The organism is Cryobacterium sp. TMT3-29-2 (genome assembly GCF_004564305.1).
In the GTDB taxonomy this organism is placed as follows: domain Bacteria; phylum Actinomycetota; class Actinomycetes; order Actinomycetales; family Microbacteriaceae; genus Cryobacterium; species Cryobacterium sinapicolor.
Genome location: NZ_SOGK01000004.1, coordinates 14997 through 29262, shown reverse-complemented (window position 1 = coordinate 29262; position 14266 = coordinate 14997). Strand labels below are relative to the sequence as shown.

At 70.1% G+C, this 14266-nt stretch carries 17 protein-coding genes; 5 read left to right on the top strand and 12 right to left on the bottom strand.

The annotated features are described in order from the left end of the window. Both E3O67_RS00300 and E3O67_RS00295 read right to left on the bottom strand, forming a co-directional pair. A partial coding sequence (locus E3O67_RS00300; protein WP_241981895.1) for an alpha/beta hydrolase occupies nucleotides 1-1026 on the bottom strand: 1026 nt, incomplete at its 3' end. 91 nt (nucleotides 1027-1117) lie between these two features. After that, nucleotides 1118-1663, bottom strand: coding sequence for a YbhB/YbcL family Raf kinase inhibitor-like protein (locus E3O67_RS00295; RefSeq protein WP_338145383.1), 546 nt, complete (start codon nucleotides 1661-1663; stop codon nucleotides 1118-1120). A gap of 109 nt (nucleotides 1664-1772) precedes the next feature. Here E3O67_RS00295 and E3O67_RS00290 point away from each other — a divergent pair, with 109 nt between their 5' ends. The 5 genes from E3O67_RS00290 to E3O67_RS00270 all read left to right on the top strand — a co-directional run bounded on the left by E3O67_RS00290 (nucleotide 1773) and on the right by E3O67_RS00270 (nucleotide 6540). Then, the gene (locus tag E3O67_RS00290) at nucleotides 1773-2705 is read left to right on the top strand and encodes a rhodanese-related sulfurtransferase (protein ID WP_134428420.1); all 933 of its coding nucleotides are present in this window, start codon (nucleotides 1773-1775) and stop codon (nucleotides 2703-2705) included. 484 nt (nucleotides 2706-3189) lie between these two features. Further along, the gene (locus tag E3O67_RS17275) at nucleotides 3190-3615 is read left to right on the top strand and encodes an aminotransferase class V-fold PLP-dependent enzyme (protein ID WP_241981894.1); all 426 of its coding nucleotides are present in this window, start codon (nucleotides 3190-3192) and stop codon (nucleotides 3613-3615) included. A gap of 89 nt (nucleotides 3616-3704) precedes the next feature. Further along, the gene (locus E3O67_RS00280; RefSeq protein WP_134428422.1) at nucleotides 3705-4643 is read left to right on the top strand and encodes an ATP-binding cassette domain-containing protein; all 939 of its coding nucleotides are present in this window, start codon (nucleotides 3705-3707) and stop codon (nucleotides 4641-4643) included. Further along, the gene (locus E3O67_RS00275) at nucleotides 4640-5482 is read left to right on the top strand and encodes an ABC transporter permease (protein ID WP_135101338.1); all 843 of its coding nucleotides are present in this window, start codon (nucleotides 4640-4642) and stop codon (nucleotides 5480-5482) included. Before E3O67_RS00280 ends, E3O67_RS00275 begins: the two co-directional genes overlap by 4 nt. Nucleotides 5483-5523: 41 nt before the next feature. Then, nucleotides 5524-6540, top strand: coding sequence for an MDR family oxidoreductase (locus E3O67_RS00270; RefSeq protein ID WP_134428426.1), 1017 nt, complete (start codon nucleotides 5524-5526; stop codon nucleotides 6538-6540). A gap of 69 nt (nucleotides 6541-6609) precedes the next feature. On the opposite strand, the gene E3O67_RS00265 is transcribed toward E3O67_RS00270, so the two are convergent. From E3O67_RS00265 to E3O67_RS16710, 10 genes are all read right to left on the bottom strand, one after another. Then, entirely contained in the window at nucleotides 6610-6960 is a 351-nt protein-coding gene (locus E3O67_RS00265) for a hypothetical protein (RefSeq protein ID WP_134428428.1), read from the bottom strand. A gap of 115 nt (nucleotides 6961-7075) precedes the next feature. Beyond that, a complete protein-coding gene (gene hemL / locus E3O67_RS00260; protein ID WP_134428473.1) occupies nucleotides 7076-8404 on the bottom strand; it encodes a glutamate-1-semialdehyde 2,1-aminomutase in 1329 nt (442 codons plus the stop codon). Next, a complete protein-coding gene (hemB, locus tag E3O67_RS00255) occupies nucleotides 8404-9390 on the bottom strand; it encodes a porphobilinogen synthase (RefSeq protein ID WP_370259728.1) in 987 nt (328 codons plus the stop codon). Before hemB ends, hemL begins: the two co-directional genes overlap by 1 nt. A 41-nt stretch (nucleotides 9391-9431) precedes the next feature. Then, nucleotides 9432-10223, bottom strand: coding sequence for a uroporphyrinogen-III synthase (locus E3O67_RS00250; protein ID WP_134428475.1), 792 nt, complete (start codon nucleotides 10221-10223; stop codon nucleotides 9432-9434). Further along, nucleotides 10223-11176 carry a hydroxymethylbilane synthase gene (gene hemC / locus E3O67_RS00245; RefSeq protein WP_134428432.1) on the bottom strand — a complete coding sequence of 318 codons (954 nt, stop codon included), beginning with the start codon at nucleotides 11174-11176 and terminating at the stop codon, nucleotides 10223-10225. Before hemC ends, E3O67_RS00250 begins: the two co-directional genes overlap by 1 nt. Further along, the gene (locus E3O67_RS00240; RefSeq protein ID WP_134428434.1) at nucleotides 11173-12267 is read right to left on the bottom strand and encodes a ferrochelatase; all 1095 of its coding nucleotides are present in this window, start codon (nucleotides 12265-12267) and stop codon (nucleotides 11173-11175) included. Before E3O67_RS00240 ends, hemC begins: the two co-directional genes overlap by 4 nt. Then, nucleotides 12267-12962, bottom strand: coding sequence for a hydrogen peroxide-dependent heme synthase (gene hemQ, locus E3O67_RS00235; protein ID WP_135101336.1), 696 nt, complete (start codon nucleotides 12960-12962; stop codon nucleotides 12267-12269). Before hemQ ends, E3O67_RS00240 begins: the two co-directional genes overlap by 1 nt. Before the next feature lie 138 nt (nucleotides 12963-13100). Continuing rightward, a complete protein-coding gene (locus E3O67_RS00230) occupies nucleotides 13101-13433 on the bottom strand; it encodes a DUF3618 domain-containing protein (protein ID WP_135101334.1) in 333 nt (110 codons plus the stop codon). Continuing rightward, nucleotides 13423-13839 (bottom strand): phage holin family protein, encoded by a 417-nt coding sequence (locus E3O67_RS16715; protein ID WP_166786920.1) that lies wholly within the window; start codon nucleotides 13837-13839, stop codon nucleotides 13423-13425. Before E3O67_RS16715 ends, E3O67_RS00230 begins: the two co-directional genes overlap by 11 nt. A 31-nt stretch (nucleotides 13840-13870) precedes the next feature. Continuing rightward, the gene (locus tag E3O67_RS16710) at nucleotides 13871-14242 is read right to left on the bottom strand and encodes a hypothetical protein (RefSeq protein ID WP_167726385.1); all 372 of its coding nucleotides are present in this window, start codon (nucleotides 14240-14242) and stop codon (nucleotides 13871-13873) included. Nucleotides 14243-14266: the final 24 nt, after the last annotated feature.

Below are 14266 nucleotides of genomic sequence, written 5' to 3'. Positions count from 1 at the left end.
CGCGGGCCGCTCCGCTACCGCCACGGCCGCCACAGCCGCCGCGGCGGCCGGCACCCCGGCGACGCGGCGCACGAAGGCGCCCAGCCGGCGGTAGACCTCCTGCGATTCCGGATGCGCCGCGTCCTGCTGCCAGGTGTGGCGGGTGTTGGCCTGCTTCCGGTCATAGATCAGCGTGTCGACCGCGATCGAGCGCCGGCGCAGCGCGGCGATGAAGTTGAGGTTCGCCCGGTAGAAATAGTCGCGCTCCGAGGTGGTCACGAGCACCGGCGGGAATCCGCTGTCGAGCCACTCGATCGGGGACATGAACCGGGCCGCGGTGCGCAGCACGACCCCGCGGCCGCGCTCGGGCAGCAGGATCCGCAGAAAATTGAGGCTCAGCACGAATCCGCGCTCGAACATCACCGAGATGTCGGCGATGCTGCAGTGCTGCACCAGTCCCCGCAGGTCTTCCCGCGCCACCTGGGGACGGAGGTCGTAGTAGGACGCGAGAACCGGGTCGAACGCCGACGCGGCCAGAAGCGCCGCGATGTGGCCGCCGGCGGAATCCCCGCCCAACACGATCCGGCGAGGGTCGCCGCCGAACTCCTCGATGTGGCGCGCCACCCAACGCAGCACCTCGTTCCCGTCGTCCAGCATGTGCTTCAGTTGGAAACGTGTCGCCATCCGGTAGTTCGCGTTGACGACGATCATGCCGTCGACCGCCTGGCTGGCCGCGTACTTGGTCAACGGCGCCTTGTCGCCCGAGGTCCAGCCGCCGCCGTGGAAATAGACGTAGACCGGCAGCGGCCCCGGCGCCTCGTGCGGCACCAGCACGTCCAGGCGATGGTCACGGATGCCGTCACCCACGTAGTCGAGGTCGAAGTGGTAGTCGACGGCGTCGATGGGCTCCGCGTTGAAGCGGTGCAGCTCGCCGGTCGAGATCCGGTGCATCAGCGCCCGCCACGCCCAGACCGGAACCCGGGACAGGCTGGTTTCCCGGTGCTCCTGCGGCTGGATGGGCTTCTGAGGCTGGGACGGGTGGCTCATCGGGCTGGGTCGCAGTTCTGGATCACCCGAGAACCGTAGGAGGCCCGCCCGTGAACAACCTGAGAAGACCTCAGGTTAGGGATGACATGGCTCAGGGGTTAAGGGCGGCTCCCCCGTGCACGCCGGTGGCCTCGAGCACCGCGCGGGCCAGGGTGTGGAAGTGCAGGTTGAACCCCAGCACGGCCGGCGTGGAGTCCGGATCGATGTCGAGCCGGGGCACATCGACCGCGTGCACGATGAACTGGTACCGGTGCGTGCCGGTGCCGGCCGGAGGGCCCGCGCCGACGAAAGCCGACTGGCGCCCTTCATTGGGCAGGGTCACGGCATCCGTCGGCAGCAGCCGCCCGCCCGGAGCGCCGGCATCAGCCGGCAGCGCCGCGCAGCCGGCCGGCAGGTTGAAGACGGCCCAATGCCAGAATCCGGAACCGGTCGGGGCATCCGGGTCGTACATGGTCACCGCGAAACTCTTCGTGTCGGCCGGGAATCCCGACCACTCCAGCTGCGGGGAGATGTTCCGGCCGTCGGAGGCGGTGCCGTACTGCGGGGCGGAGAGGGGCGCGCCGTCGGTCATGTCCGTGCTGGTCAGGACGAACAGCGGAACTGCGCCGAACCGGGAGAGAGGGTCGTTCTGGGCCACGGGGACTCCAATTGGTTGCCAGAAGCTTAGCCACCCGGCCACCCCGGGTACCACCCAGAGGCATTCCAACCGGGGGGATCCCGGCCGGCGAACTCCGTAAAATGAAGCAGTGGCCATTCCGAAGATCCTGCTCTACTACGTCTTCACCCCGTTGGCCGACCCCGAGGCCGTGCGCCTCTGGCAGCGGGACCTCTGCGAATCGCTGGGCCTGCGTGGGCGCATCCTGATTTCCGCCGACGGCCTCAACGGCACCGTCGGCGGCGACCTGCCCGCGATCAAGCGCTACCTGCGCAAGACCCGGGACTACGCCCCGTTCAAGCACCTCGACGTCAAGTGGAGCGAGGGAACCGGGCTCGACGAGCAGGGCCTGAGCCTCGACTTCCCTCGGCTGGTCGTGAAGGTGCGGGACGAGATCGTGAGTTTCGGCGCGCCCGGCGAGTTGCGGGTCGACGCCAATGGTGTGGTCGGCGGCGGCGCCAAGCTCTCCCCGTCCGAGCTTCACGCCCTCGTCGGCGAGCGCGGCGACGACGTCGTGTTCTTCGACGGCCGCAACGCGTTCGAGGCCGGGATCGGCCGCTTCCAGAACGCGATCGTGCCGGATGTCGCCAACACCCGTGAGTTCGTGGCCGAGCTGGAGAGCGGCAAGTACGACCACCTCAAGGACAAGCCCGTCGTCACCTACTGCACCGGCGGCATCCGCTGCGAGGTGCTCAGTTCCCTGATGACGGAGCGCGGTTTCGGCGAGGTCTACCAGCTCGACGGCGGCGTGGTGCGCTACGGCGAGGCCTTCGGCGACGACGGCCTCTGGAACGGTTCGCTCTACGTCTTCGACCAGCGGATGTCCCTGGACTTCAGCGACCACACCGCCGTGATCGGGCGTTGCCTGGTGTGCGGCGAGCCGACGAAGAACATGCTCAACTGCCGGGATGTCTCCTGCCGGGAACAGCTCGTCGTCTGCCCGGGCTGCGTCGCCGCGGAGGCCCCGGCCTGCGCGGACCACGCCCAGGCTGATGCGCGGGCCCGCGCGAAGGCCACGCCCTAAAACCGGCCGCCGTGCACAGGCCGCTTCCCCGGGGCGCGCTGCGGGGCTGTGAGTGGATGCAGTGTGACCTTTGATGCGCAGAAGATCCGACCCGACTTTCCCGCCCTCGCCACCGGCACGGCCTTCTTCGACGGCCCGGGCGGCACCCAGACCCCGCTGTGCGTCGGGGCCGCGATCGCGTCGACCCGGACCGGGCCGCTCTCGATCCGGGGAACCGGAAGTCCCTCCCAGCAGAACGCGGAGGACGCCGTCACCGGGTTCCGGAGCGCCATGGCGGATTTCTTCGTCTGCTCGGCCTACAAGTTCTTCGGTCCCCACTGCGGGATCCTCGCGGCCGCCCCCGCCCTGCTCGAATCGATCCATCCCGACAAGCTGGCGCCCTCGAGCGACCAGGTGCCCGAGCGGTTCGAGCTGGGCACTCTCCCCTACGAGACGCTGGCCGGGGTCACGGCCGCCGTCGACTTCCTCGCCGGTCTCGGCGAGGGTGGCGGCACCGGGAGCGGGGGGTGGGAGCGAGGACGGCGGCGAAGGCGGCGGCGGCTCGGCCGGGACCTCCCGGCGGGACCGCCTGATCCGCTCCTCCCGGGCCCTCGAGCACCACGAGGAGACCCTGCGAGGCGAATGCGAGGCCGGCCTGGCGGAGCTGCCTGGGATACGACTGCACTCCCGGGCCGCGGTGCGCACGCCGACCGTGCTGGTCACGTTCGCCGACCACGACGCCGCGGATGCGTCCCGCTACCTGGCGGCGCGCGGCATCCTCGCCCCGGCCGGCTCGTTCTACGCCCTCGAAGCCTCCCGGCACCTCGGGCTCGACGACGGTGGCGGCCTGCGAATCGGCCTCGCTCCGTACAGCACCGGTGACGAGGTGGCCCGGCTGCTCGGCGCGCTGCGCGACTTCCTCCGCGGCTGACGGGCGACGGGCGGCATCCGCCCTAGGCTGGAGCCAGATTCCGGCGTGCGATCACCAGCGCGGGATCCTCAGCAACGGAGGGGGAACGGATGCCGGTCGGCGCGGTCATCGAGTTCAGTAGCATCACCAAGACATTCGGCAGCGTCACCGCGGTGGACAGGCTGTCCTTCACGGTGGAGCCCGGCCGGGTCACCGGCTTCCTCGGCCCCAACGGCGCCGGCAAGACCACCACGCTGCGCATGCTGCTCGGGCTGGTCGCGCCAACGTCCGGCACGGCGACGATCGGCGGCATCCGCTACCGGGACCTGCCGCGGCCGTTGCAGACCGTCGGGGCCGCCCTCGAGGCGGCCAGCTTCCATCCCGGCCGCACCGCCCGGAACCACCTCGCGGTCTACGCCACCGCCGCGGGCCTGCCCGCCGCGCGCATCGACGCCGTGCTGCACACGGTCGGACTCGGTGCGCACGGCTCCCAGCGCGTCGGCGGCTATTCCCTCGGCATGCGGCAGCGGCTCGGCCTGGCCTTCACCCTGCTCGGCGATCCCGGCGTGCTCGTGCTCGACGAGCCGATCAACGGCCTCGACCCGGAAGGGATCAAGTGGATCCGCGGTTTCCTCCGGTCCATGGCCGACGAGGGTCGCACGGTCCTGGTCAGTTCCCACCTGCTGTCCGAGGTGCAGCAGAGCGTCGACGACGTGATCATCATCGCGGGCGGGGCCCTCGTGCACCGAGGCACCCTGTCGAGCCTCGAGACCGAGGCGGCGCCGCGCATCCTGGTCGACTCCCCCGACCGCCCGGCTCTCGCTGCCGCCCTCGGCCGGGCCGGCATCGAGTTCTCCGTCGGGCGCACCGGGCTGCTCGCCGCCGCTCCCGACGCGGCCCTGATCGGGCACATCGCGTTCTCGGCGGGCGTGGAACTCAGCGCCCTGCACCGTGAGAGAAAAGGGCTCGAGGATGCCTTCCTCGCCCTCGTGAACGAGACCGGGACCGGGACCGGGAATAGCAGCACAGAGAGAGGCGAGTCACGATGACCTCCTTCAGCCGCGCCATCGGCGCCGAGTTCGCCAAGCTCGGCACAACGCGCATGTGGTGGGTCCTCGCCGCGGTGATGTTCGGCTACATCGCCCTGCTCGCCGGCGGCCTCGCGGCACTGTTCGCGGGAATCGAGAGCGGCGTGATCAGCCCGGATGCCGCCGGTACCGGATCCCAGGGACTCGCCGGGTTCGGCAGCCTCCCACCCCTGATCTACAGCTTCGCGTCATCCGTCGGCTATGTCTTCCCGGTTCTGCTCGGGGCTCTGTCCACCACCGGCGAGTTCCGGCACCAGACCCTCACCCCCACGTTCCTCGCCAATCCCCGGCGGGCCCAGGTGCTCGGCGCCAAGACGGTCACTCTCTTCGTGGTCGGTGCGTTCTTCGGGGTCGTCGCGCTGCTCGCATCCGTCGGCGTCGGCGCGCTCGTCATCAACGCGTTCGACGTCGACCCACTGCTGGCCGATAGCGCCACCTGGGCACTGTTCGGCCGCACGGTGCTCGCCATGGCCGTCTGGTCGACCATCGGGGTCGGCCTCGGCGTGCTCGTGCCCAGCCAGGTGGCGTCGATCGTCATCGTGCTCGCCTTCACCCAGTTCGTCGAACCGCTGCTGCGCTTCGCGTCGTTGTTCACCGAGGTGACGCAGGGCATCGGCAACTACCTGCCCGGCGCCGCCTCCGACGCCCTGGTCGGCGCGAGCTTCTTCACCCTCGCCGCACCGGGAGGCTCCCCGGCTGCGATGCTCGAGTGGTGGCAGGGCGGGCTGGTGCTCCTGGCCTACGCGGTCGCGGCGACCGTGATCGGGTATGCGGTCAGCTGGAAGCGCGACGTCACCTGACCACGGGCCAGGTGACCCGGGCGCCCACGTAGTCTCGACGCATGGGTATTGAGACTGAGTTCCGGGCCATCGTGGTTGACCGCACCGAAAACGCCGAGGGCAAGAAGGCACAGAGCGCGGCCCTCCGCGTGGTGGACGACGGCTTCCTGATGCCGGGCGACGTCACCATCGCGGTCGATTACTCGAGCATCAATTACAAGGACGGCCTGGCCCTGATGGGCCGCCCCGGGGTCGTGCGCGCCTGGCCGCTGATCGCCGGCATCGACCTGGTCGGAACGGTCGAGCAGAGCGCCGACCCGCGCTGGTCGGTCGGAGACCCGGTCATCCTGAACGGGGCCGGCCTGAGCGAGAGCCACCACGGCGGGCTGGCCGAGCGGGCCCGCGTGTCGGGAGACTTCCTGGTCCGGCTGCCACAGGGTATCAGCGCCGTTCAGGCCGCGGCGATCGGCACGGCCGGCTTCACCGCCATGCTCTCCGTGATCGGCCTCGAACGCGGCGGGGTGACGCCGGAATCCGGCACCGTGCTGGTGACCGGCGCGGCCGGCGGAGTCGGCAGTGTCGCGGTGGTGCTGCTCGCCGCCCGCGGCTACCAGGTGCACGCGTCGACCGGCCGCATCGACGAGCTCGGCGACTACCTGCGCGGGCTCGGCGCCGTCGAACTCGTCGACCGCGCCACCCTCAGCGAGGCCGGGAAGCCGCTGCAGGGCCAGCGCTGGGCCGGGGCCGTCGATTCGGTCGGCAGCGTCACCCTTGCCAACGTGCTCGCCCAGACGAACTACGGCGGAACGGTCACCGCCTGCGGCCTGGCCCAGGGAGCCGACCTCCCCGCCACGGTCATGCCGTTCATCCTGCGCGCCGTCAGCCTGATCGGGATCAACTCGGTCGAGGCCCCGCTCCCCCAGCGCGAGGAGGCCTGGCGCCGGCTGGCCACGGACCTCGACCTGAGCCTGCTCGACCACCTCACCCAGGTCATTCCGCTGGAGGCGGCCTTCGACGCCGCTGCCGGCATCCTCGCGGGCACCGTGCACGGTCGGACCGTCGTCGACGTGCGCCGCTAGCACGCGCCCGTCGAGGTCACGGGTGAGTTCGGGGCCGAACGACACCGAGTCGGTCAACCGGCGGGTCGGTCACGCACCGAGCTTGAGGGACGCGATCAGGTCCGGGGCGTGGCTGGTGGACAGGAGCACCCGGGAGAACTCGTCGTCGATGAGGTCGATGACGACTGCCTGGCGCTTGCGCTTGAGCGCCAGGAAGTCCTTGCCGCCGTGGAACTTCCAGGTGCCGACCGCGACCACCAGCGGCAGACCCAGCCCGGGCGAACGGATCCCGCGGATCCAGATCCACGGGTCGTCCGTGATCGTCACCGAACGGATGTTCTCCCGTGGCACGACGATGTCGTCGCGCCGCAGGGCCAGGGTCTTCTCCGCTTTCGAGAGGTGGATCTCCAGCCGGTCGGGGTGAACGTGCAAGGAAGCCATGCGTCTAGTCTGCCTGTTCCGGACCGAAATCGGTTTGTCGGAACCGCACAAAGGAATAACTCCCGGCTGTGCCGGGTCACGCCCGCGCGTCACGCCTGTGGGTCACGCCTGTGGGTCACGCCTGTGGGGTGGCGGCTGCCGCGGCCTTCGCTGCGGCAGGCAGGGCGTCGAGGATCCAACCGACCGCGCTCTCGTCGTGGGCGTCGGAGACGAACCAGGCCTCGAACACCGACGGCGGCAGGGAAACGCCCTGGTCCAGCATGGAGTGGAAGAACGGTCCGTAGCGGAAGGCCTCCTGGCGTTGCACCTGGGCGTAGTTCCGGGGTGCGCTGGCCGCGGCCTCGGCACCGAACACGAAGCTGAACAGGTTGCCGGCCCGCTGCACGCTGTGCGCGACGCCCTCGGCCGAGAAGGCGGCGGAAACGGCCTCGGAGAGCACCAGTGCGGTGGCGTCGATGTGCTCGTACACGCGCTCGTCCAGTGCCCGCAGGGTCGCGATGCCGGCGGCGACCGCCACCGGGTTGCCGGACAGCGTGCCGGCCTGGTAGACCGGGCCGTTCGGCGCCAGGAAGTCCATCACGTCGGCGCGACCGCCGAGGGCCGCCACCGGCAGGCCACCGCCGATGACCTTGCCGTAGGTGAACAGGTCCGGCGTGTAGTCCGCCTGGCCCGACCCCGAAGTGTCCAGCCCCCAGTAGCCGGCCGGGTGCACTCGGAAGCCGGTGAGGACCTCGTCGATGATCAGGAGCGCACCGTGCTCGTGCGCGAGGGCGGTGAGCGCAGCGTTGAAACCGGCGTCGGGGGCCACGACTCCCATGTTCGCGGCCGCGGCCTCGGTGATCACGGCCGCGATCCGGCCCGGGTGCGCCTCGAAGGCGACCCGCACGGCATCCAGATCGTTGTAGGGCAGCACGAGGGTCTGTGCGGCCGTCGCCGCCGTCACCCCGGCCGAACCGGGCAGCGCCAGCGTGGCCAGACCGGACCCGGCCTGGGCCAGCAACCCGTCCGAGTGGCCGTGGTAGTGCCCGGCGAACTTGATCAGCAGGTCACGACCCGTGAACCCGCGGGCCAGACGGATGGCCGTCATGGTGGCCTCGGTGCCGGTCGAGACCAGGCGCAGCTTCTCGACCGCGCCGACGCGCTCCTCGATCAGCTCGGCCAGGATGGTCTCGCCGGGGGTGGAGGCGCCGAAGGACAGACCGAGCACGGCGGCATCCTGCACCGCCTGCACGACCTCCGGGTGGGCGTGGCCGAGGATGGCCGGTCCCCAGGAGCTGACCAGGTCGACGTATTCGCGGCCGTCGGAGTCGGTCACGTAGGCGCCCTTCGCCTTGACCAGGAACAGCGGGGTGCCGCCGACCGAGCGGAAGGCGCGCACGGGCGAGTTGACGCCGCCGGGGATGGCGCGCTGGGCGCGGGCGAAGAGATCGTCGTTGCGGGACATCATCGGGCCTGCCTTTCGTTCAGCCAGGTGGCCAGTTCGACCGCCCAGTAGGTGAGCACGGCATCCGCTCCGGCGCGACGGATGCTGAGAACGGACTCCTCGACGGCCCGGCGGCGGTCGATCCAGCCGTGCGCGGCCGCGGCCTCGATCATCGCGTACTCACCGGACACCTGGTATGCCCAGACCGGAATGTCGCTGACGGCAGCGACCTCGGCCAGCACGTCGAGGTAGCTCATGGCGGGCTTCACCATCACGATGTCGGCACCCTCCTGGATGTCGAGCAGAGCCTCGCGCACGCCCTCCCGGCGGTTCGCCGGGTCGAGCTGGTAGCTGCGCCGGTCACCCTCGAGGGTAGATTCCACGGCGTCGCGGAAGGGACCGTAGAAGGCCGACGCGTACTTGGCCGAATAGGCGAGCACGGCCGTGTCCACGTAGCCGTTCAGGTCGAGTGCCTGGCGCACGGCGGCAACCTGACCGTCCATCATTCCGCTCAGGCCGAGCAGCTGCGAGCCGGAGGCCGCCTGCACGAGAGCCATCTCGCAGTATCGCTCGAGAGTGGAGTCGTTGTCGACGCTGCCGTCGGCGCCGAGCACGCCGCAGTGGCCGTGGTCGGTGAACTCGTCCAGGCAGAGGTCGGTCTGCACGACGAGGGCGTCGCCGACCTCGTCGGCCAGCGCGCGGGTGGCCGCGTTGAGGATGCCGTCGGGATCGGTGGCCCCGGATCCGACAGCGTCGCGCACGGCCGGCACCCCGAAGAGCATGACCCCGCCGATGCCGGCTTCCGCGGCCTCGTTGACCGCCCGCCGGGCGCTGTCAATGGTGTGCTGAACCACCCCGGGCATCGACTGGATCGGCATCGGGTCGCCGCTGCCCTCCCGGACGAACATCGGGAGAACCAGTTCGGAGGGATGCAGACGGATTTCGCTGGCCAGGCGACGGAGCGCAGGAGTGGTGCGCAACCGTCGCGGGCGGATGACGGGGTTTATCACCAGTCAACCCTACGTCGCAGGGCTGGACGCGTGAACCGTCAGCGGGTCTGGGCGACGTGGACCAGAGCCTGGATCAACGATTCGGCACTGGGTGAGTCGGCCACGACGTCGACGCGCAGGCCGATGGCCGCCGCATCCTTCGCCGTGCGCGGCCCGATGCAGGCCACCACAATCGATGCGGGGATCGGCCCGAGCTGGTCCTGCACCTGCTGCGCCACGCTTCCGGAGGTGACGAGCAGCGCCTGCACCGTGCCGGCCGCGACATCCGCGACGACCCGCTGGTCCACGGGCACGCCGATGGTGCGGTACGCGACGACCGATTCGACGTCGTGGCCGATCCGGCGCAGTCCTTCGGTCAGCAGCGGCTTGGCGATTTCCGAACGCAGGGTGAGGATGCGCAGTGGCACTTGGCCCGACGTGGCGGCTTCCCACTCTTCGAGGAGTCCGCGGGCGGAGTTGTCTTCGGAGGGCACGATGTCGACCCGGTATCCGGCCGCGGTCAGGGCCGCAGCGGTGGTCTCGCCGACCGCCGCGATGCGCGTGGACGCGGCCACGAGCGCCCGGTGCGACGACAGGACGTCGACGGTCGTGGCACTGGTCACGGTCATCCAGTCGAAATCGCCGGCCGCGAGGCGCGCCAGGGCGGCCTCGAGCGCGGGGGCGTCATCGGTCGGGGCGAAGTTGATCATGGGGGCCACGATCGGCTGAGCGCCCTTGGAGCGCAGGTCGGCGGCGACGTGGTCGCCCCACGGGCCGCCGCGCGGCACGAGCACACGCCAGCCGGTGAGCGGCTTGGCGAGGCTGGTTTTGGTCTTGTAGCGCGAGTTCATCACGAAGTCACCTTCATCGGGGCGAAGTCGGCAGCGCCGCCGGCGAGCAGGTCATGCGAAACACGGTCAGACACATCTTGCGCGGCCTCGGCCAGGTGCGCAATGGAATGCGAGTCGGGGGTCGCCGCATGGGAGCTCACGACGCTGCGGGAGCCATCCGGGCTGTACACCGTGGCGGTGAGGAACAGGAGCCCGTCGTCGATCGCGGCCATGGCGCCGATCGGCGCCGCGCAGCCGGCCTCGAGCCGGGCCAGCACCAAACGCTCGGCCATCACGGTGGCCTGGCTGGTCGCGTGGTTGATCGCGGTGAGGGCCGTGGCGAGGGTGCGGTCGAGCTTCCCGTCGCGCACCTCGAGCGCGAGCGCGCCCTGGCCCGGTGCGGTCGGCCAGTCGGACAGTTCCAGGTACTCACCGTCCACGGACTCGAGCAGCGCCAGACGGCTGAGGCCGGCGGCGGCGAGCACGACCGCGTGGAGGTCACCCTCGGCAACACGACCCAGGCGGGTCTCCACGTTGCCGCGGATGTCCACGACATCCAGGTCCGGGCGCAGGGACCGCAGCTGGGCGGCGCGGCGCGGTGAGCCGGTGCCGACCCGCGCGCCGTCGGGCAGCGTGGCCAGGTTAAGACCGTCGCGGGCGCAGAGCACGTCGCGCGCATCCGCCCGCTTCGGGGTGGCCCCGATGCGCAGACCCGGGTAGGCGACCGTCGGCAGGTCCTTGAAGGAGTGCACGACGACGTCGCATTCGTCGGCCAGGAGCGACTCGCGCAGGGCGCTGGCGAAAACGCCCGTGCCGCCCAGGGACGACAGCGACTCGCGGGAGGTGTCGCCGTGAGTCGTGATCGTGACGATCTCGACCTCGGAGCCGGACGCGGTCGCGATGCGGTTCGCGATCGCTGTGGTCTGCGCCAGGGCAAGCGCGCTGCCACGGGTTCCGATACGGATCAGGCTCACGGAGCCATCCCGGCAACGGCCGGCTTGAAGCCCAGGCGCACGTTCTCACAGCACCCGGGGCGGCATACGTCGTACCAGGGACCCAGATCGGTCTCGTGCGGGCGAGCCTCGGCGGGGGTGTCGTTCAGTCGCTCCTCGACCAGGTCGATGAGCCCGCTGACGAAGGCAGGGTCGACACCGGGCGTCGGCACGCGCACAGACACCAGGCCGAGTTCCCCGGCGGTCTCGGTGGCCTCGTTGTCGAGGTCCCACATGACCTCCATGTGGTCGCTGACGAAGCCGAGCGGCACGATGACGATGGCACGGATGCCCCGCTCCGGCAGCAGGGCGATGGCGTCGTTGATGTCGGGCTCGAGCCACGGCATGCTGGGCGGGCCGCTGCGGGACTGGAAGACCAACTGCCACGGGGTGTCCACGCCGACCATGACCTTCTGGGCGACAGCCAGGTGCTGCGCCGCGTAGGCGCCGCCCTCACCGAAGCCGCGGTCGGCCGGACCGCTCTTGTTGGCGTCGGTCATCGGGATCGAGTGGGTCGAGAACAGGATCTCGACCTCGGTGGCCAGGTCGATGCCGGGGACCTGAGCCTCGACGTCCGCGAGCCCCTTCCGGAGTGCGGTCACGAACGGGGTGACGAAACCGGGGTGGTCGAAGAACTGGCGCACCTTGTCGATGTGCACCACACCCTCCAGCCCGGTCGCGGTGAGTGCGGCGGCGAAGTCCTCGCGGTACTGGCGACAGCCGGAGTAGGAGCTGTAGGCACTGGTGGCGATGGCCAGGAGCCGAGTCTGGCCGTTGTCGTTGGCCTCGCTGATGGTGTCGCGCAGGTACGGTGCCCAGTTGCGGTTGCCCCAGAGCACGGGCAGGTCGATGCCGCGGCGTTCGAGCTCGGCCTGGAGCGCGGCGCGGAGCACGCGGTTCTGGTCGTTGATCGGGCTGACACCGCCGAAGTGGCGGTAGTGCTTGGCGACCTCTTCGAGGCGCTCCTCGGGGATGCCACGTCCGCCGGTGACGTTGCGCAGGAACGGGATCACATCGTCCTGGCCCTCGGGGCCGCCGAAACCGGCGAGCAGGATGGCGTCATAGGTAGTCATTACTGCAGAACCTCCACCAGTTCGGCCGTCGAGATGCGACGGCCGGTGTAGAACGGGACCTCTTCGCGCACATGGCGGCGCGCCTCGGTGTTGCGCAGTTCGCGCATCAGGTCGACGAGCTCGGTGAGTTCGTCGCTTTCGATCGGCAGCAGCCACTCGTAGTCGCCGAGCGCGAACGAGGAGACCGTGTTGGCGATGGCGCCGCGGAAGGCCGCGCCCTTGCGACCGTGGTCGGCGAGCATGGCGCTGCGCTCGGCCTCCGGCAGCAGGTACCAGTCGAAGCTGCGCACGAACGGGTAGACGGTGAGCCAGGCCTTCGGCTCGACCCCCCGCAGGAACCCGGGCACATGGCTCTTGTTGAACTCCGCGTCGCGGTGCACGCCCATGGCGTTCCAGGTCGGCAGGAGGCTCTTGAGCAGTCGGCTGCGACGCAGCTGGCGGTGGGCCCACTGCAGGGTCTCGGCGTCCGGCGCGTGGGTCCAGATCATCACATCGGCGTCGGCGCGGAGTCCGGAGACGTCGTAGAACCCGCGCAGGGTGACGCCCTCGGCCGCAACGAGGGATACGACGTCGTCGAGCTCCAGCACGGCTCGGGGCACGTCGTGGCCGTCGAGGTCGTCCGGGTTGCTCGGGTCCTTGCGCAGAACCGCGAACAGGGTGAAACCCTCCGGTGATGCGCCTGGCGCGTCGGTCATTCCGTGGGTCTCGGCAGAGGTGGTGGAGTGAGGTGGGTTTACTGCCTCTCCGGCAGCCGGGTGAGTCATAACTACTAGTCTCTACTTCTTTGCTGCGAGAGCCAAAACTGCACGGCCGACGGCCGGTCCTACCGGACCTCAGCGGCGCTGCACGACCTTGACACCGAGCCAGATTGCACCCACGGCGGCCGAGGCCGCACCCAGGACGATGCCGGCCAGTGCGAGGGGGTTCTTCTCGCCGAGTTCACGCAAGCGGACGTTGACCAGGCGGGAACGCACGCGCAGTTGCCGGGGCAGGTTGAGCTTGTACTCGATCGCGTCGAGAGTCTGCGCGAGCTGGGTGCGGGCCCGGGCGGCCTCGGCCCGCAGCTCGGCTTTGGAGAGCGAGACGGCCTTGACCACCTCGCCCGTGACCGCGACGGCGCTCCCGCTCACGGCCTCATTCGTCTTCTGGGTCACTTCAGTGCTCATACTTGCCAACTCCCTTAAGGGCATCGACGTCCCGACGGATGCTCTCCGTCACGCCGTCCGGATCCGATGACGTGCCGACCTTCACCCGGTTTCTGCCGATCAGCGCCAACAGCAGCGCCAACAGCAGCAGGGCGAGCGCCACGATCACGGCCGCGAGCCAGAGCGGCAGTACGAGGTCGAGCGCGATGACCGCGGCTGCGACCAGCACCATGCCGGCGAAGAACACGAACACGGCCGCCACAACGAACAGCCCGATGCCCAGCCCGATGTTCTTGGCCTTGCCGGCGAATTCCGCCTTGGCCGCGTCGAGTTCGGCCTTGACCAGGGCGATGACCTGACCGGGCAGCTCACCGAGAAGCTCGAATGTCGATTTCCGGCTTTTCGGATTGAAGTCGCTGTTTCTCACAGAGTCCCCTTCGTTGGGAGTGTCGCGGCGATTACTTGGCGGCGGTGTCGTCGGTGGGCGTCGTTGCGGCAGGCGTCGCGGCCGGCGTCGTTGCGGCCGGCGTTGCGGCCGGCGTTGCGGCCGGCATCGTTGCGGCCGGCGTCGGCACGGTGTAGCGGGTCCCGCGCGACTTGGATTGCACGGCGGAGACGAGCTTCTTGCCGGTCGCGAGGAGTGCCGACGGCACATCCCCGACCCGCTCGAGCGCGAAGTCGCGGGCCTCGTCTACTCGGCGCTGCACGGGCGGCGCGTTCCACAGGTTCTCTGCGGCGGCCGCGATCTGGTCGTAGCGCTTGCGTCCGGCGCGAGCGCCCAGGACGTACCCGACGAGTCCGCCCGTGATGAACAGAAGCTTTCCCCGCATTGTTACTCCATTCCTCAAGATGCA